The organism is Bacillus sp. FSL K6-3459, assembly GCF_038003305.1.
Taxonomy (GTDB): domain Bacteria; phylum Bacillota; class Bacilli; order Bacillales; family Bacillaceae; genus Bacillus; species Bacillus pumilus_O.
The window spans coordinates 318751-335600 of sequence record NZ_JBBOOW010000001.1 but is presented as its reverse complement, the minus strand read 5'-3'; the positions used below and the strand labels follow the sequence as shown (position 1 = coordinate 335600).

Below are 16850 nucleotides of genomic sequence, written 5' to 3'. Positions count from 1 at the left end.
AGCCGAAAGCGTGGGAGATATTCATTTAGAATATATATTTAATCCTGCACTGGCAAAGGCGTCATTTCCATTTGTCATGAAAGGCATCTGGCTGACGCTGCTCATTTCCTTTGTGAGCATGTTTTTTGGTACCATTCTTGGTTTTTTTATTGCGCTTGCCAGAATGGCGAATACGTGGATGCTTTGGCTGCCTGCACGGCTATATATCTCATTCATGCGCGGCGTGCCTATTCTGGTGATTTTGTTTATTCTTTATTTTGGATTCCCCTATATCGGGATTGAGTTTACAGCGGTCACTGCTGCCATTATTGGATTTAGCTTCAATAGCGCTGCCTATATTGCAGAAATCAATCGGGCGGCTCTCTCCTCTGTGCCAAGTGGACAGGTAGAAGCTGCCAAGTCACTAGGTCTCAGCTATTGGCAAACGATGCGCGGTGTCATTTTGCCTCAATCCGTTCGCATCGCACTGCCGCCATTAGCTAATGTCATGCTCGATTTAATCAAAGCCTCCTCACTGGCTGCAATGATTACTGTACCCGAGCTATTCCAGCAAGCAAAAATCGTAGGTGGGCGCGAATTCGATTATATGACCATGTATATTTTGGTCGCCCTCATTTACTGGGGCATTTGCAGCGTAGTCTCATTGCTTCAGGACTTTTTAGAAAAACGCTATGCAAAATATCTGTAACAAAAAAGAGCAGATCCAAGCGACCTGCTCTTTTTGATATTCAGCTTTAATGTATCAGCCATAACCACGCATATAACCCTAATAAAGTAAGAATCAAGGTCGGGATAGTCAGGATGATTCCGGCTTTCATGTATGCACCCCAAGAGATATGGACGCCTTTTTTCTTCAGAACATGAAGCCACAGCAATGTCGCCAATGAGCCAATTGGGGTCATTTTCGGACCAAGGTTTGAGCCGATGACATTGGCATAAATCAGTCCGTCTCTCATGACGCCTGCTGTGTCTGTATGTCCGATTGCAATCGCATCAATTAACACAGTAGGTAGATTGTTCATGACAGAGGACAGCACTGCGGCAATCACGCCCATAAACATCGTTCCCGCAAGCAAGCCATGCGATGCTCCTTGTTCGATCCATGCCGCCAATATTTCTGTGAGACCGACATTCTTCAGTCCATATACGACGACATACATGCCAATTGAGAAAAAAACAATCGACCACGGCGCTTCTTTTATGACACGTTTTGTCGCCACTTGCGGACTTCTTCTTGCCAGCCACAAGAAAACAAGAGCAATACCGCCCACTATGATGGATACTGGAATGCCAATGAGTTCCCCTCCAAAATAACCGACAAGCAGACAGCCAAGCACATACCAAGACAAGCGGAACATGCGGATATCTCGGATCGCTGAAGCCGGTTCCTTCGCTTGTGACAGATCGTATGTTTTTGGGATGAGCCTTCGGTAAAACACATAAAGCACTAGCATGCTCGCTCCAAGCGACACAAGGTTTGGTACGAACATGTTTGCTGTATATTCTAGAAACCCGATATGAAAATAGTCGGCTGATACGATATTGACCAAGTTACTAATGACAAATGGCAAAGAGGTTGTATCTGCAATAAAACCGCTCGCCATCACAAAAGGCAGGATCATCCGCTCATCCAGCTTTAACGCTCTCACTACAGACAAGACGATCGGGGTTAAAATCAGTGCCGCTCCATCATTCGCAAAAAAAGCAGCCACGACAGCGCCAAGCAATGTTAAATAAATAAACATGCGGACACCGTTCCCTTTTGCGGCTTTTGCCATATGCAGTGCAGCCCATTCAAAAAAGCCGATTTCATCTAAAATTAACGAAATCATAATAATACCAATAAACGCAAAGGTTGCGTTCCATACTATTTGCGTCACTTCCCACACATCGCCCAGATGAACGACACCAAAGGCAAGTGCAAGAATAGCGCCTCCACATGCTGACCATCCAATGGTTAAACGTCCTGGCTGCCAAACGACGAGGACGAGGGTCAGGATGAAAATCAAAATGGCCAAGGTGACTGCTCCCAAAGGTGGCCCCCCTTTCACTTTCACATAAAATCCTTATTTATCATACAACGAAACACAGCCGTTGTATGCCATTTTCACATGAAAACCCGCAGGTGATCCCGGACACCTGCGGATTCGATGACTATTGATCTTTTTTCATTAGCATTAATTCAATAAATAACTCACATCGCTGGCTGAAGTGACTTAAATCGATTGAGGTCATCTCAAAGATTTGTTTCATTCGATAGTTTAATGTATTTTGATGAATAAACAGCTGCTCTGCGGCTGGCTTTAGCTTGCAGTTATTCAATAAGTAGACTTCAAGCGTTTTTAAAAATGAGGTTTGGCTGTCACGGTCTTTTTCTTTCAAACGTAACAAATCTGGATTGAAATCATTTTTCTTTTTTTGATGGCTGTAAATCGAGTCTAAGAATCGGAAAACCCCCAGATTTTCGTAATCATATGGAATCAGCTCTTGTCCTCCCACAATCTTCACAGCCTTCACGACCTCTATCGCTTCAAATCGACTTGTGCTCATTTTCATGACATCCCGATACTCTCTTCCCATCCCAATATACAACGGGGAAGGATGGGCATGCGCTTTCGATTGCAGATGAGCGATGACGTCAGCCGCAGTCGCTTTCGGTGAGTGCCGGTCTGACAAGCTGCCCAATATCACCACAATGTCGGCTTGAACGGAGTATACGTGATTCACCTTGTCTTCTAGCTGTAAATACGTCCGGATGACGTCCTTCACATCTTCTGCCGTCTCACTTTTGTTATCGGCAGCGTGTACGACCATGACAGTAAATACAGCTGGCAGCGGGATGCTTAAATTCTCAGCCTCCCACTTCAGTTCTTCTTCTGTATAAAAATGATCATCCATGACCTTTTTGAAAAACTCTTCAATCTTGCCTTCCTTTTTCTCCAGCTGTTTCTTATTTTTATAAATCACTTTTCCCACTTGAAAGGAAGCTTCGTGCAAAAATTGCAGCTCCTCCTGCGAGAGGGAATCCTCAATGTCCTGCACCCAAATAAAGCCGACAACCTCTTGTTTATGCTTGGCGCTCACAGCCACCCGCCGATTAAACCCGAGCTCGTCATGACCGCTCACATAAAAAGGCTTTGACTCCTTGTGAAGCCGCTCAATGACCCCTGTTTTCTTTAACCAATCGACAACAGACCCCGGACATTCTTTTGAGAAAATCGTTTGCTGATTGACTGGGTCAAACTGCTGAATGCTGTAAGAATTATAAGCAAGGAGCTGGCACTCTGTGCTTTCTAAAATGACTGGTTTTTTTAAATACCCGCTAATAAATGCAATTAACTTATCGACATCAAAAAATGTATGAAGCTTTTCTAATATCTCTTCCATCCCGATTGCTCCCTGATTAAGTAATACATTTATCATACTTCTTTCCGGACAGATTTGCATAGAAACAAGTCGTAGACAAGCAAAAAAAGCATGAACCCGTGTGTACAGGTTCATGCTTTTCCAACTTAAAACATTTCACTAATCGTTTTTGCCTGCATGTGTAGAGCTAGGTAATCTGGACCGCCTGCTTTTGAATCGGTTCCTGACATTTTGAATCCGCCGAATGGGTGGTATCCCACGATGGCTCCTGTGCAGTTACGGTTAAAGTAGAGGTTCCCTACATGGAACTCCTGCTTCGCACGGTTGATGTGATCCCGATTATTCGTAATGACAGCACCTGTCAAACCATATTCCGTGTTGTTGGCTACTTCAAGTGCCTCATCAAAGCTAGACACTTTCGAGAAGGCCAAGACAGGTCCAAAGATTTCTTCTTGCATCAAGCGAGATGTTGGCTCAAGATCTGCAAAAACGGTTGGGTGAATGAAGTATCCTTCCGAATCATCACTCGTTCCACCAGTGACTAAGCGGCCTTCCTGCTTACCCACTTCGATATAATCTGTGATCTTGTCAAAGGACGCTTGATCAATGACAGGTCCCATATAGACATCCGCGGAAAGAGGGTTCGCTGTTGTTTTCGTTTCTGTGATTTCCTTCACTCGCTCGATCACTTGGTCATACAGCTTCTCGTGGACGACAGCCCGAGATCCAGCTGAACATTTCTGACCTGAAAAACCGAAGGCTGATGTGAAAATAGCATTAGCCGCTAATTCGACGTCTGCATCCTCATCTACAACCACTGTATCCTTACCGCCCATTTCAGCAATGACACGCTTTAAATGCTGCTGACCTGGCTGTACTTTTGCTGCGCGTTCAAAGATACGTGTCCCTACTTCTCTTGAGCCAGTGAATGTAATCAGGCTTGTTTTCGGGTGATCGACTAAGTAATCTCCAACTTCAGCTCCGCTTCCTGGAACAAAGTTCACCACACCCTTTGGAAGACCTGCTTGCTCAAGCTCTTCCACAAAACGTGCCGCAATCACAGGGGTTGCACTTGCAGGTTTTAAGACAACTGTGTTCCCTGTAACGATTGGTGCTACTGTTGTTCCTGCCATAATAGCAAACAAGAAGTTCCACGGCGGAATGACGAGGGTCACGCCAGTTGGTGTGTATACGTATTGATTGTGTTCTCCTTCGCGGCTGTTCACTGGTTTGCCTTTCGCCAGCTCCAGCATTTGACGAGCATAATATTCAAGGAAGTCGATCGCTTCTGCTGTATCCGCGTCCGCTTCATTCCAAGGCTTACCTGCTTCTTTAACAAGAAGGGCTGAATACTCATGCTTTTTACGGCGAATATTTGCCGCAGCACGGAAGATGACGCTCGCTCTTTCTTCTGGAGACGTATAGCGCCAAGTTTCAAATGCTTTCGCCGCAGCCTGAACCGCTTGTTCTGCCTCTTCTTTTCCTGCCTTTGATACGGTTCCAACGACTTCATCCTTTTTCGCTGGATTGATCGAGACAATTTGGTCTTTCGTTTCGATTCTTTCTCCATTAATTACGAGCGGATAGGTTTGACCCAGTGATTCTGTTACCTTTGCTAATGCTTGTTCAAACGCTTTGCGGTTTTCTTCCTGGCTAAAATCCGTGAATGGTTCATGTTTGTAAGGTGTTGTCATCTTTGTCACGCTCCCGTTTCAAATTATTTTTTCGTCATTCCTTTTAAAGCAAAGGCAATGTTTGCCGGCCGTTCTGCAAGACGTCTCATGTAGTAGCCATACCACTCTCGTCCATACGGGGTATAGACCCTCATTTGATAGCCTTCCTTCACAAGCGCCTGCTGCGTTTCCGATCTCATGCCATACAGCATTTGAAATTCAAACTGATTTGTCGGTATATTGTGTTTTTTCACAATATTTTTCGTGAACTCAATCATTTGATCGTCATGCGTCGCAATGGCTGTATAGTTCCCTGTGAGTAATTGCTTTTCGATCAGTTTCTTGTAATTCTGATCAACGTCTTTTTTGTTTGGATACGCCACTTCGGCGGATTCCTTATAGGCACCCTTTACAAGTCGTAAAAATGGTTGCAGCTCATTGAGGTCATCAAGATCCTTTTCTGTTCTGTACAAATACGCCTGCAGGACCGTACTGACATACTCATATTGAGATTTCATCTCTTTGAAAATGTCCAGCGTTTTTTGACAGCGCTGTTCATCCTCCATATCGATTGTCACCATGATACGGTGTTTTTCTGCCGTATCTAAAATACGTTTCATATTGCGATACACAAGGTCATCGTCAATATCCAGACCGAGTGATGTCATTTTGAGTGACACGTGGGAATTGAGCTTGGCCTCTGCAATCCGCTGAATGGTTTGAATGCACTCATCCGTCCGCTCATTTGCAATCTCTGCCTTTGTGACAAACTCACCAAGGTGATCGACTGTTACAGCCATTCCTTGATCATTTAATCGTTTAATGACAGAGATAGCGCTCTCAAAATCTTTCCCACCAATGATTTTCTTAGATGCAACAGCACTTCCCCAATTACGAGCTATATGGTTCAAGAGACTGCTCTTTGACAAAAACAAGAAGAAATTTCTTGTGACCGACTCCATAAAGGGCACCTCCCACTCTTTGTAAGCTATGTCTTTATTGTAAGGCTCATAAGCTGTCCGCTACAATATTTGAAGATGACAAAAATTCTGACTTTTTTTGTGGTTTTATCACAATAAGAGATAAAAAAGAGCCTGCCGCTATCCGGCTGACTCTTCCCTCCTACGCCCACACCTCATCAAGGGTAGACTGCAAAAGCTCATTTAATTCTTGCATCAGATTGTCTTTTGGCTGATTGTAGCTTTTCACCAATTCATCAAAACGCGCTAGTTCTTTGTCGATAAATGGATGGACATGCGCGAGACGGTTCTCTACATCCATTTCTTCTCCGTCCATTTTACGTTTGAGCAGTTCGTGAATTTCTGTTAAAAGCGGTCCTTCCTCCACTAGTTCCTTGAGCAAGTCATGAAAATCCATTGGTGGAACTGTTCGGTAACGTTCAATCCATTGGCAGGCAAGAAGCGGACGAAGTACATAGAAATACTTCTTGATTCGCACCTGCTCCCCTCGTAAATGCCGGCTCTCATTCCGCTTCGCCATATTGAGGTAATGATACATTAAAGCCGCAGGATAAAACGCTCGATCCTTTAATTCTCTTAGCTGCTTTGCCAAAGAGAAAGATTCAGCATAGATGATATCAGAAGACAACCATTCCATAATAGACGGATTTGATTTATTAAATAAACGAAGCGCCTTTCTCAGCTCCCAGCCGGTGATATCAAGCATGTCATCAATCGGTCGTTCAATGACATCACGATGCTCTTCTATCGCCCAATACCATTCTTTCCGGGGAACATATAAAAAGCGAACATCATAATCACTATCGGTCGAGGGGAATCCCCATGCCCTACTGCCTGATTCGACGGCAAGACAAATCTTTACATCATACGTTTCTTCGATGATTTTCAGTTCTTCCTTAATTCTCTCTCTCAAGCGTTCATCAACTCTTTCTATAGAATTCTGCATGACTTCTTCACGTTTTGGGAAAATACGAATAAGACATATATGAAAAAGGAGTTGGATCTGATGTCTATATCTCGCATTATGAAATGGATCACTGGGATTTTTGAAGCTTGCCTTGCCATCCCTGTGATCGGAGGTCTATTCGTTATTAGCAATGGCTATTCACCGCTTATGGTCATGCTTATTCTGCATATTATCACACTCGTCTTATCGAAGCGAGACCAGGGACCAATGATTGGAAGTATCATCGGAATTGTCACATCCTGCCTTGCATGGATTCCGATTCTCGGATTCATTCTTCATATCATCACTGCCCTTGCCCTCATTATCACCGCGTTAGTGCCTGATGAAAAAACGAGACAGAATACGAGCTATTAAAAAAGAGGCCCTCCTAGAGCGGCCTCTTTTTTCATTTAAATCGTTAAATGCTTTTGTAAGAAGGCAAGCTTCTCTGTTTGAAAAGCCGGGATGTACTCGTGTCCAAAGTAACGATACACCTTTAAATCTTTATTTGTTTCTAAATGGTTGTATACTGCAAACACAGTAGATGGTGGGGTGATTTGATCGATCAGGCCGATGGCCATTAATGTGGGCTGGTTCACCCATCCGGCTAAATTGATCAAATCAAAATAGCTTAACGTCTCAAACACCTTTTCTTCCGCTTTTGGATCGCTGTTTCTGCGAAAGTATGAATTGATTTCTAAATAAGGCTGCTCCAATGCCACATTTACTGCACGTTCGAAATTCGATAAGTACGGATAATCTGCCACAACGACCTTCGGAATGTCTGAAAGTGCTGCAGCTGCAACCGCTAGTGCACCACCCTGGCTTCCGCCTACCACGCCGATCCGGTGTTCATCCACTTCTGGGAAGGATTGAATCACGTCGAGCGCTCGAACCGCATCTAAATAAACACCCCGATAATAGTAGGTCTCTTTCGATAAAATGCCTTTGGTCATCCACCCTAAAGCTTGCCCGCCTGGTGTCACTGTCTTATCTTCACTGCCGCCTTGACCACGGACGAGCATAGCAAATGTCGCATAGCCATGCAGTGCCCAATTGACGACCTCATGAATGTCCCCGTCATAGCTGGCATTATAACCATGAAAACGAACGAGTGCTGGATGCGGACCTACTTGATCTGGTACTGCATACCAACCTTCAATTCGAGAATGTCCAAAGCTTTGATACGTCAGGCGGTACACCTGCACTCCCTTTACTGGATAATCATAAGGTTCAAGTGCTGGCTCTGCCTCCACTTGGTTCAGTTCTTCAATCGACGCCTTCCAAAAGTCTGAGAAATCAGGACGTGCTGTTTTCTTCGGTTTATACTTTTTTAGCTCATCTAATGGTAAATCAAACAATTGCATATCCTACTATCCCCCTTTGTTTTATTAGTTGTGTGTATCATATCACTGTTTTCTTGACGAAGAAAGCCATTTTCACTACAAAAGACAAAACCTTCTGACATTACTATTGGCAAAGAAGATTGAAACCTTTATGATAAAGAAACTGGCTTGAAAACTAGAGATTCTTAGACAAAACAAATCAACAGATCCATTCATGGATTTCACATTCGCAATCATTGAATAAAGGAGGCAACTGTATGAAAATCGCCCTTGTCCAAATGGACGTACAAATTGGAGAACCTGATGTGAACTTTCAGAAAGCAGAAGCATTTTTAGAAGAAGCGATCCGCCAGCAGCCTGATCTGATCATTTTACCCGAAATGTGGAATACCGGTTACGCTCTTGAACAAGCCGATCAGCTTGCGGATGTAAATGGTGAACGCACAAATCAACTTTTCTCTTCCTTTGCCCGTAAGCACCAAGTGGTTCTGATCGCCGGAAGTGTATTGAACAAGCGCACAGAAGATGAGAAGATCACCAACACAATGTATATCTTTAACCGCCAAGGGGAGCTTTTAGTTGATTATGATAAAATTCACTTATTCCGCTTAATGGATGAGCACAACTATTTAACCGCCGGTGATCAGCTTGGTTTATTTGACTATGATGAGGATGTGAAGATCGGAGCGATGATCTGCTACGACCTTCGCTTTCCGCAGCTTTCTAGAACACTTGTCAACAAAGGGGCGAAGGTGCTTATCAATACGGCGCAATGGCCGTCAGCAAGATTGGATCATTGGCGCAGCTTGCTCATCGCAAGAGCCATTGAAAATCAGTCATTTATGATTGCTGTTAACAGAACAGGCACAAGCAGAGACACTGAATTCCCTGGTCATTCCATGGTGATTGATCCACTTGGCCGTATTTTACTTGAAACAAACCATGAGGAAGATATTTATTATGCGGACATTGACCTTCAGCTAGTGGATGAAGTGAGACAGCAGATTCCTGTGATGACAGATCAGCGTCTGGATATTTATTAAAAAGCAGGGTGCTCCCCTGCTTTTTGCATTTAATTAAACGTTTGTTTAAGCTTTTTGATAAAGGTCCATTAGGGCTTGAGCGGCTTTCGTTAAATACCTTTCTTCCACATATGCAAACACAAGTGTGCGGGTTGGACTTGAATCAATTTTCAAATAAGTGACTTCGTTCCTTTCCTCTTGTGCCACCATTTTCGGCACCACTGTCACACCTAGCCCATTTTTGACCAATGCCTGCGCTGTTTGAATATGACTTGTTTCAAAGGTTATCTTTGGCTGAAAGCCATGATGATAACAGAGTTCTGTGACCACTTGCCGAAAGCCATATCCCTCTTTGAGCATAATAAATGCGGCGTCTTCCAGAAGGCGAAACGGAACAGTCTCTTTCTGATCTCTTTGATGGATGATATCGTTCAATTCCGCTTGTAACCAAGGTTGAGCAGATGGCGGAACTGCAAGAAGAAGCGGCTCTGTCAGCATGTGTTTCGTTTTCAATGATTCATGCTCGACCGGCATAGATAAAATAGCCAAATCCAGCTGACCAGCCAATAGAAGTTTTTCTAGCTCACGAGGTGATTCTTCTATTAGTCGAACGTGAACATGAGGATATGTTTGACAAAAGGTTTTTAGTAGACCAGGCAAGACATATCCCCCTGTGACGGCTGGTGCTCCAATGTTCAGCTCTTTCCCCACCTCATAAGCTGCTTCTCCCATCTCTCGCAACAAATCCTCTTTTTCCTTCAAAATGCTCTCAGCCCTTTTAATGAACCGACTCCCTTGAGGTGTGGGTGTGACTTGTCCATACTTTCGAATAAATAGGGGTGTGTCTAATTCCTCTTCCAGCTTCTTTATTTGTTGGCTTAAAGAAGGCTGTGCAATGTGAAGCTGGTCCGCTGCTTTTGTAAAACTTTTCTGCCGATACACTTCCATAACATATTCCATCATTCGTATATCCACTTTCATCACCTCATAGGTTTTAACTATTCAAGTCATATCTTTTAGGTCTTAGACAAATAACAAAAGGAATTTTACGATAAAGAGACAACATAAGGGGGAGAAAAAAATGAATCCATATGCTAAAGCCGAAAACCAATTCTCACAAAATGCTGAGAACTATCGCGATTCACCTATATTTGCAGCCGGAGAAGAGTTGGAATGGATAAAAGCGGCAGCAAACACGAAGGGACACGAGCATTTACTTGATATCGGTTGCGGAGCTGGACATACCGTTTTTTCCTTTTCAGACATCATTTCTAAAGGAATCGGCATTGATGTCACGCAAAAAATGATCGAGGTTGCAGCAGCACTTGCAAAAGAACGTCAGCTGAAACATATTACTTTTGAACAGGCAGCCGCAGAAGCATTGCCATTCGCTGATGAATCATTTGACATCGTGACGTGCCGGTTTGCCGCTCACCACTTTCCAAACCTTCCCGCAGCCATGTCTGAAATCAGCCGAGTCTTAAAAAAAGGCGGTGCATTTCTTCTCGTCGATCATTATGCACCTGAGAATGCGGTACAGGATTCATTCATTAATCACTTAAATAGACTCAGAGATCCTTCTCATGTGCGAGAAAGCTCTTTATCAGAATGGGGAGAGCTTTTCGCTGCCAACCAACTGACTCAAAAAGAAATTCGTTACTGGGATCTACAAATTGATTATCAGGACTGGATCACACGCGGACGCACACCAGAGAATGTGCAAAAGGAGATCGTTTCTCATCTTCAAGACGCAGACCCTGATACAAAGCAGATCTTTCAGCTTCAATTCGATGCACAGCAGCACCCTATTTCCTTCTGCTTAAAAGCTGCACTCATTCAAGGAATCAAGAATTAAACTGATAGAAAAAGTCTACCTTCATCGGTAGACTTTTTATTTCGAATATACATCTTCACTGTCTCTCAGATATTACTTTTCATGTTCGTGGTCATGTTTCTATTATATGATACATGAACGGAGATAGGTTAGGCATTTCAAAAAATTGTACGTAGATCCTCTGAATAAAAAAAGAACCTACCCTCTTTAGAATAAGTTCTTCACTGCGTGCGTCAATCACGGTGCAATATCCTCTAATACTTTCTCTCGCGTTTCGATCATTTTAAAAGCAAGAATTGCTCCCACTACAGTCACACTTGCGAAAAGAATAAAAATAGTTGAAACACCGCTTACCTCTAAAATAAAGCCTATCATAATAGGAGCGATCGCTGAGGCCAGCCTAAGCCAAGCTGTAGCAAATGCCGTTCCAATTACCCTCATACGTGTTGGATAAATTTCAGGTGTATATAAATAGAGAAGAACTGTAATTGTCCCCATCATTCCGTAAGCAGCAGACCCTAAATAGATCACACTTTCTGGAGAACTTGCTCCGCTGATCCATAAAGCAGTTAATAAAGCACCTGTTACGATAAATGCAATGGTTGCCCAGCGCTTTCGTCCTACTTTATCAATTAAAAATGCACAAGCGAATACACCGACGGTCTGTAAAATATTTGTCAGAGAGGCTGCCCTTAATGAGTCTCCAACTGGCAAATTGTAAACCGTATTATAAAGACTTGGTAACCAGTTATTTAAACCATTCGATACAAAGTAGGCAGAAAACCATAGTCCCCATACGATCAATGTTCTTTTACGATAAAAAGTTGAAAAAAGCTCTTTCCAGTCGCCCTTTTCAGTACTGCTAGATACTTGCTTTGCTACAGGCATTCGTTTGTCAGTACTAGCTTCAATTTCTTCAATGATTTTTTCGGCTTCATCTAGTCTGCCTTTCGAAATCAGCCACCTTGGAGATTCACGTAACATAAAAAAGAATACAAAGACGATGAGCCCTCCGATGCCCCCAATCAAAAACATCCACTTCCACCCAAAGCTAGGTACAACAAATGCACCGATTTGAGCTGAGATCATTAAACCTAAAGGAAAAATCATCTCATACAGCATAAAAAATCTACCTCTCCCTTGAGCACGGGACAGTTCATTGATATATGAGGCTGCTACCGGCACCTCTCCTCCTACCCCAATGCCTTGTATAAAACGAAAAATAAACAGTGCCATAAAATTACCTGAAAACACACATGCAATACTCATGACAGACATGAGGAGTACAGTCCACTTTGCACTAAAAACACGGCCACGCCTTTCTGCTAACCACCCAAAGAAAATGGCACCAATCGCTTGTCCTATATAACCAGACCCAATAAGAAGACCAATTTGAGCAGGTGATAAACTCCACATGCCGATGAGAACTGGGAGTACAAACGCTAAAGACAGAGCATCAAAAGCATCAAAAAAGGTGGCAGATCCCATAATGATACGAGGTTTTAAATGCCATCTAGAAAAAGGTACACTTTCCATTCTCGTCAATAGTTGTGAAGCTCTATCAACAACTTGTCCATCATGAGAATTTGAATTTCCGCTGACTTCTAACGTCATGATATCTCCTCCTTATTAGAGGAAATGATGCAAAAGTACATGCTGAAGAGCGCTAAAGAAATCGCTTACATTTTAAATCAAGGGACATTCTAAAGCGTTCATACGAGTTTTCAGCATCTATCATTTCTTTTTTGGCGTTCCCGTGGTGCCCCGATCTATATAGTACATAGGGAAGATATGTTCCATTTCCTCTAACTGATCTCCATCTAATACCTGTGTTAGTAACGAAACAGCTTTTCTTCCCATCCCAACTAAATCAACATGAACTGAAGATAAAGAAGGGGTTAGAAAACTTGCAATGGGCACATCATCGGCACCAACGACTGACAAGTCATGAGGTATAGACACATTTGCGTGATCTGCAGCTTTCATGACCCCCATCGCCAAAAAATCTGAAGAGCAAACAACTCCAGTCATGTGCTGGTTTCCTTGAAGAAATTGAGAAACCACTTCTACTACTTTTCCCCCATCAAATTCATCTAGCTCAAATACAAGTTCTTTGTTTATTGTTAACCCTAAATGTTTCAGTGTGCGCTCATATCCCTTGTAATACCTTACACTATGCATCGAACTCATTGGACCATTGACCAGCCCAATGGTTCGATGACCTTTCTCAAATAAGGCCGTTACAGATTGACTCACACCTTCTTCATCATCTGGTCTGACACATGGGAAAGGCGATTCCTCTAAGTAACTTCCAACCACAATAATGGGAATAGCTAAACTTTTTAACCAATCCATACTCAATTCTTCATTTCTTGGAGAAAATAAAATGGCACCATCTACCGCTTGTGTTTCAAGTAATCGCTGCTGCTGAACAGATGTAAATGACATCAACATATTGAATTCAGTTTCATCTAACTCTTTCGCTATACCATCTAAAATCGTCGAGAAAAATGGATTATTCAAAATATATGAACCACGCGGAACGACGACCGCTATATTCCCAGTCTTTCTTTTAACGAGCCCTCTAGCTCCTAAATTAGGACGATAGCCTAACTCATCAATTACTTGTTTGATTCTTTCAGCCGTTTGAGCACCTACTCCTGGTTTACCACTTAATACTCGGGAAACAGAGGCGATAGACACTCCAGCTTTCAATGCGACATCTTTAATACTTACTGACACATTTCATACCTCCGGGAGTCTGTTGTTTTATACACTATTATAACCTGACTCACCTTCATCATGAAATCAATGGTCTGTTATCTACCGACGTTTTCCTTAAGCAAACCAACACTTTGAAGGCCTTGGCGAATTTCTTCTTTTTCCTCATCAGTTAAAGGTAATACCGGCTTCCTAGCAAGCGAACTGCTGATCAATCCTCGCTGATACATCGCTTCCTTCATGCGTAGATGAGAAGTAGATGAAGGTTCATCCATTTTATACACAGCATGCTTTAATTCAAAGATTCTATCGTAAACTTTATTGGCCGCTACAAGGTCTTTTTCTTCTACACATTTCACAAGTTCAGCGATTAAATCTGGCACGAAACAGCCGAAACCTACAAGTGCTCCATCAATGCCTTGAACCAATGTTGGCAATAAATATTCATCGTGACATGTGAGTAACGATACATCTGGTGCATGTTTTTTCAATGCACGTACATCGACCTCGTATTGTGCCATGTCCCTTTGACCAATTTTAAACGAAACAACATTCTCAATCTCCGACATTTCTAGTAATTGACTGGTTGTATATGAGGTTTTTGTCCATGTTGGATATTGATGAACGATGATTGAAATATCAATCGCTTCTGCAACATCTTTAAAGAATTGGACAGGTGATTCAGGCTGCATACCGAATCTTAGCCATGAATGTGGCGGCATGAGCAGTATACCTTCTCCACCAGCTTCTTCAACGGCTTTTGCATGCTGGATTGCTTCAATTGTCCCTTCAGCAGAAACCCCAGAAATGACAGGTACTTCCCCTTTCAATTCGTCAGCTGCAATACGCACTGCTTCAGCTCGTTCATGTGGCAGTAAAGTCATAATCTCGCCAGTATGTCCATTGACAACGATCCCGTTAATCCCTTTGTGATCCGCCACCCAACGGACAAGCTTACGAAAAGCAGGTTCATCAATTGAATAGTCATCTTTAAAAGGAATTAAGACAGCCGGGAATACACCGCTCCATTTTTCTTTATTTTTCATAAACAAATTCCTCCCCATTCGTTATAGTAAACGTTTACGGTAAGCGTTTACGTAAACTATCATAGAATGATAATGTGAAAGATGTCAACGTTATTTTTTAAAAATTGTAATGATTCAAAATACTATCATTAAATTTTAGATACTATTTTATTTTTCCGAAAAAGAAAATAAGAGATATACTTTAATGTATAATCACTTTTTTCCAAACAGCCACACACCAAAAAAGGATCAAATTTTATTAGCAAAACATCATCATATCTACGAAGAAAAAGGCATCAATAGAAAAAGTCTACCCTAAACGGTAGACTTTTTTTATTTCGAATATAAATCCCAGCCAAGCTTGAGCGTGTCCACAATATAATTGGCAACTTCCTCAGCCTCTAAATGATCTGTTTCCACTCTGGAGTTATGAAGAGAATAAATCTCCCGGCGTTCTTCAAACAGCTCTTTCATTTCATCAAGCGTCCGGTTGTGAAGAACAGGACGATTTTCAATTAAAATATCAAGCCGCTGCTTCCAATTCTCCCAAGATAGGTCAAGGAAAAGAACCGTACAATGCTTCAAGCAGGCGCGTTTGATTTCTTCCTGTTTGAATGCACCGCCTCCAAGTGAGACGATCTTTAGCTGTGTATGTTCACATAAATCGACGATATAATCCTTTTCAGCCTGTCTAAAGAATGTTTCTCCTTTTTGCTGAAACATCTCTGGAATCGTCATGTTGTATTTTTTCTCAATCTCCTGATCGACATCAATAAAATCTCGATATAGCTTTTTAGCAACCAGCTGCCCAATGGTTGTTTTCCCAACACCCATAAAGCCAATGAGAACAATATTCCGTTGTCTTACAGGGATTTCTCTATTGATTTTCATGATCGTGACACGTCCTCCTTACGACAAGGAATGCTACATAATGTTTCTATTATATGATAAATGGTGCGGGAAAAGATAGGCAATCTTAAAAATATACAGTCAAAAACCTCTCCATCTTCTGGAGAGGTCTCTTTTTTATTTCCACCAGTCATCAAACATGGAAGCGGGTACTTGGCGTTTATGCTCTGATTGAACATAGCGCTTTTCAATCGCTTCTGCTGCTTGTTCTGACACTGGCTTACCTTCTAAGTAATCATCAATTTCATTGTACGTAATGCCTAGTTCTGTTTCATCCGTTTGCTGAGGTTTATCATCAAGCAGGTCGGCTGTCGGTTTCTTTAAGTATAGACGCTCTGGTGCTTGCAGCGCTTCTAGCAGCGTCCGTCCTTGGCGTTTCGTCAGACCTGTGAGCGGGAGAACGTCTGCACCGCCGTCACCATACTTCGTGAAGAACCCAGTGACAGCTTCGGCTGCATGATCTGTACCAATGACAAGTAATCCTTCTTCTCCTCCGACAGCATATTGCGCGATCATTCTCATGCGTGCTTTGACATTCCCTTTATTAAAGTCAGACAACGGTCCGCCTGTGTCTTTTTGATATTGTTCACTGAATGCCGTCACGGCAGGCGCAATATCATATTTCCACGACTTGTCCGGCTGAATAAATGATAAAGCGAGCTGTGCATCATCTTCATCCTGCTGCACACCATGCGGGAGACGCACCGCAATAAAGACAGCCTCTTCTTTTCCTTCTTGACGTAGCTCAGATGCAGCAAGCTGGGCAAGACGGCCAGCGAGCGTTGAATCCTGACCTCCGCTAATGCCGAGAACGAATCCTTTCGCGCCGGTTTTTTTCAAGTAGTCCTTTAGAAATCCAACCCGTTTTTCGATCTCCTGCTTCGGGTCAATTGAGGGCTGCACATGCAACTCTTGGCTGATTTTTTTCTGCAAACTCATACACTTTTCCTCCTAAGCATCCTCTACATGAAGAGAACAGGTTTTACTCTGAATTCATTGATTTGACAACGTTTTTTGAATCTTCATTA

The 16850-nt window shown here is 42.7% G+C and carries 16 protein-coding genes; 4 read left to right on the top strand and 12 right to left on the bottom strand.

All coding sequences use genetic code 11. From position 1 onward, the window contains the following. Window positions 1-10: 10 nt before the first annotated feature. Complete coding sequence (locus tag MHI35_RS01805; RefSeq protein WP_088000543.1) at window positions 11-688, top strand: amino acid ABC transporter permease; 678 nt, start codon at window positions 11-13, stop codon at window positions 686-688. Between the two features lie 46 nt (window positions 689-734). Here MHI35_RS01805 and MHI35_RS01800 read toward each other — a convergent pair whose 3' ends face one another. The 5 genes from MHI35_RS01800 to MHI35_RS01780 all read right to left on the bottom strand — a co-directional run bounded on the left by MHI35_RS01800 (window position 735) and on the right by MHI35_RS01780 (window position 6965). Beyond that, window positions 735-2033 (bottom strand): arsenic transporter, encoded by a 1299-nt coding sequence (locus MHI35_RS01800; protein ID WP_211063368.1) that lies wholly within the window; start codon window positions 2031-2033, stop codon window positions 735-737. Window positions 2034-2154: 121 nt separating this feature from the next. Next, complete coding sequence (locus tag MHI35_RS01795; protein WP_012008869.1) at window positions 2155-3387, bottom strand: PucR family transcriptional regulator; 1233 nt, start codon at window positions 3385-3387, stop codon at window positions 2155-2157. A 125-nt stretch (window positions 3388-3512) separates the two neighbouring features. Continuing rightward, window positions 3513-5060 carry an L-glutamate gamma-semialdehyde dehydrogenase gene (gene pruA / locus MHI35_RS01790; protein ID WP_144468847.1) on the bottom strand — a complete coding sequence of 516 codons (1548 nt, stop codon included), beginning with the start codon at window positions 5058-5060 and terminating at the stop codon, window positions 3513-3515. 23 nt (window positions 5061-5083) lie between these two features. After that, complete coding sequence (locus MHI35_RS01785; RefSeq protein WP_144523339.1) at window positions 5084-6001, bottom strand: proline dehydrogenase family protein; 918 nt, start codon at window positions 5999-6001, stop codon at window positions 5084-5086. Between the two features lie 160 nt (window positions 6002-6161). Then, on the bottom strand, window positions 6162-6965 hold the full coding sequence (locus MHI35_RS01780; protein WP_335349595.1) for a nucleotidyltransferase domain-containing protein: 804 nt from the start codon (window positions 6963-6965) through the stop codon (window positions 6162-6164). Window positions 6966-7025: 60 nt separating this feature from the next. On the opposite strand from MHI35_RS01780, the gene MHI35_RS01775 reads away from it, so the two are divergent. Then, complete coding sequence (locus tag MHI35_RS01775; RefSeq protein ID WP_012008865.1) at window positions 7026-7340, top strand: hypothetical protein; 315 nt, start codon at window positions 7026-7028, stop codon at window positions 7338-7340. Between the two features lie 35 nt (window positions 7341-7375). On the opposite strand, the gene MHI35_RS01770 is transcribed toward MHI35_RS01775, so the two are convergent. After that, complete coding sequence (locus MHI35_RS01770; protein ID WP_335349596.1) at window positions 7376-8332, bottom strand: acetylxylan esterase; 957 nt, start codon at window positions 8330-8332, stop codon at window positions 7376-7378. A gap of 236 nt (window positions 8333-8568) precedes the next feature. Here MHI35_RS01770 and MHI35_RS01765 point away from each other — a divergent pair, with 236 nt between their 5' ends. After that, complete coding sequence (locus MHI35_RS01765; RefSeq protein WP_211063370.1) at window positions 8569-9354, top strand: carbon-nitrogen family hydrolase; 786 nt, start codon at window positions 8569-8571, stop codon at window positions 9352-9354. 45 nt (window positions 9355-9399) lie between these two features. Here MHI35_RS01765 and MHI35_RS01760 read toward each other — a convergent pair whose 3' ends face one another. Continuing rightward, window positions 9400-10296, bottom strand: coding sequence for a LysR family transcriptional regulator (locus MHI35_RS01760; RefSeq protein WP_335349597.1), 897 nt, complete (start codon window positions 10294-10296; stop codon window positions 9400-9402). A gap of 118 nt (window positions 10297-10414) precedes the next feature. Between MHI35_RS01760 and MHI35_RS01755 the strand changes: the two genes are divergently transcribed. Beyond that, a complete protein-coding gene (locus tag MHI35_RS01755; RefSeq protein WP_144523335.1) occupies window positions 10415-11188 on the top strand; it encodes a class I SAM-dependent methyltransferase in 774 nt (257 codons plus the stop codon). Between the two features lie 216 nt (window positions 11189-11404). On the opposite strand, the gene MHI35_RS01750 is transcribed toward MHI35_RS01755, so the two are convergent. The 5 genes from MHI35_RS01750 to nadE form a co-directional block, all read right to left on the bottom strand. Continuing rightward, complete coding sequence (locus tag MHI35_RS01750; RefSeq protein ID WP_144523334.1) at window positions 11405-12781, bottom strand: MFS transporter; 1377 nt, start codon at window positions 12779-12781, stop codon at window positions 11405-11407. A 120-nt stretch (window positions 12782-12901) separates the two neighbouring features. Further along, window positions 12902-13909 (bottom strand): LacI family DNA-binding transcriptional regulator, encoded by a 1008-nt coding sequence (locus MHI35_RS01745; RefSeq protein WP_144523333.1) that lies wholly within the window; start codon window positions 13907-13909, stop codon window positions 12902-12904. A gap of 77 nt (window positions 13910-13986) precedes the next feature. Further along, on the bottom strand, window positions 13987-14934 hold the full coding sequence (locus MHI35_RS01740; protein ID WP_003213849.1) for a dihydrodipicolinate synthase family protein: 948 nt from the start codon (window positions 14932-14934) through the stop codon (window positions 13987-13989). Window positions 14935-15246: 312 nt separating this feature from the next. Further along, on the bottom strand, window positions 15247-15804 hold the full coding sequence (locus tag MHI35_RS01735; protein WP_211063373.1) for a shikimate kinase: 558 nt from the start codon (window positions 15802-15804) through the stop codon (window positions 15247-15249). 135 nt (window positions 15805-15939) lie between these two features. After that, the gene (nadE, locus tag MHI35_RS01730) at window positions 15940-16761 is read right to left on the bottom strand and encodes an ammonia-dependent NAD(+) synthetase (protein ID WP_044139266.1); all 822 of its coding nucleotides are present in this window, start codon (window positions 16759-16761) and stop codon (window positions 15940-15942) included. Window positions 16762-16850: the final 89 nt, after the last annotated feature.

Bases quoted from the DNA above. Each gene is read 5' to 3' on its own strand.
- MHI35_RS01795 (WP_012008869.1), bottom strand. From the start codon at position 3,387: ATGGAAGAGATATTAGAAAAGCTTCATACATTTTTTGATGTCGATAAG.
- pruA (WP_144468847.1), bottom strand. From the start codon at position 5,060: ATGACAACACCTTACAAACATGAACCATTCACGGATTTTAGCCAGGAA.
- MHI35_RS01785 (WP_144523339.1), bottom strand. From the start codon at position 6,001: ATGGAGTCGGTCACAAGAAATTTCTTCTTGTTTTTGTCAAAGAGCAGT.
- MHI35_RS01780 (WP_335349595.1), bottom strand. From the start codon at position 6,965: ATGCAGAATTCTATAGAAAGAGTTGATGAACGCTTGAGAGAGAGAATT.
- MHI35_RS01775 (WP_012008865.1), top strand. From the start codon at position 7,026: ATGTCTATATCTCGCATTATGAAATGGATCACTGGGATTTTTGAAGCT.
- MHI35_RS01770 (WP_335349596.1), bottom strand. From the start codon at position 8,332: ATGCAATTGTTTGATTTACCATTAGATGAGCTAAAAAAGTATAAACCG.
- MHI35_RS01765 (WP_211063370.1), top strand. From the start codon at position 8,569: ATGAAAATCGCCCTTGTCCAAATGGACGTACAAATTGGAGAACCTGAT.
- MHI35_RS01760 (WP_335349597.1), bottom strand. From the start codon at position 10,296: ATGATGGAATATGTTATGGAAGTGTATCGGCAGAAAAGTTTTACAAAA.
- MHI35_RS01755 (WP_144523335.1), top strand. From the start codon at position 10,415: ATGAATCCATATGCTAAAGCCGAAAACCAATTCTCACAAAATGCTGAG.
- MHI35_RS01750 (WP_144523334.1), bottom strand. From the start codon at position 12,781: ATGACGTTAGAAGTCAGCGGAAATTCAAATTCTCATGATGGACAAGTT.
- MHI35_RS01740 (WP_003213849.1), bottom strand. From the start codon at position 14,934: ATGAAAAATAAAGAAAAATGGAGCGGTGTATTCCCGGCTGTCTTAATT.
- MHI35_RS01735 (WP_211063373.1), bottom strand. From the start codon at position 15,804: ATGAAAATCAATAGAGAAATCCCTGTAAGACAACGGAATATTGTTCTC.
- nadE (WP_044139266.1), bottom strand. From the start codon at position 16,761: ATGAGTTTGCAGAAAAAAATCAGCCAAGAGTTGCATGTGCAGCCCTCA.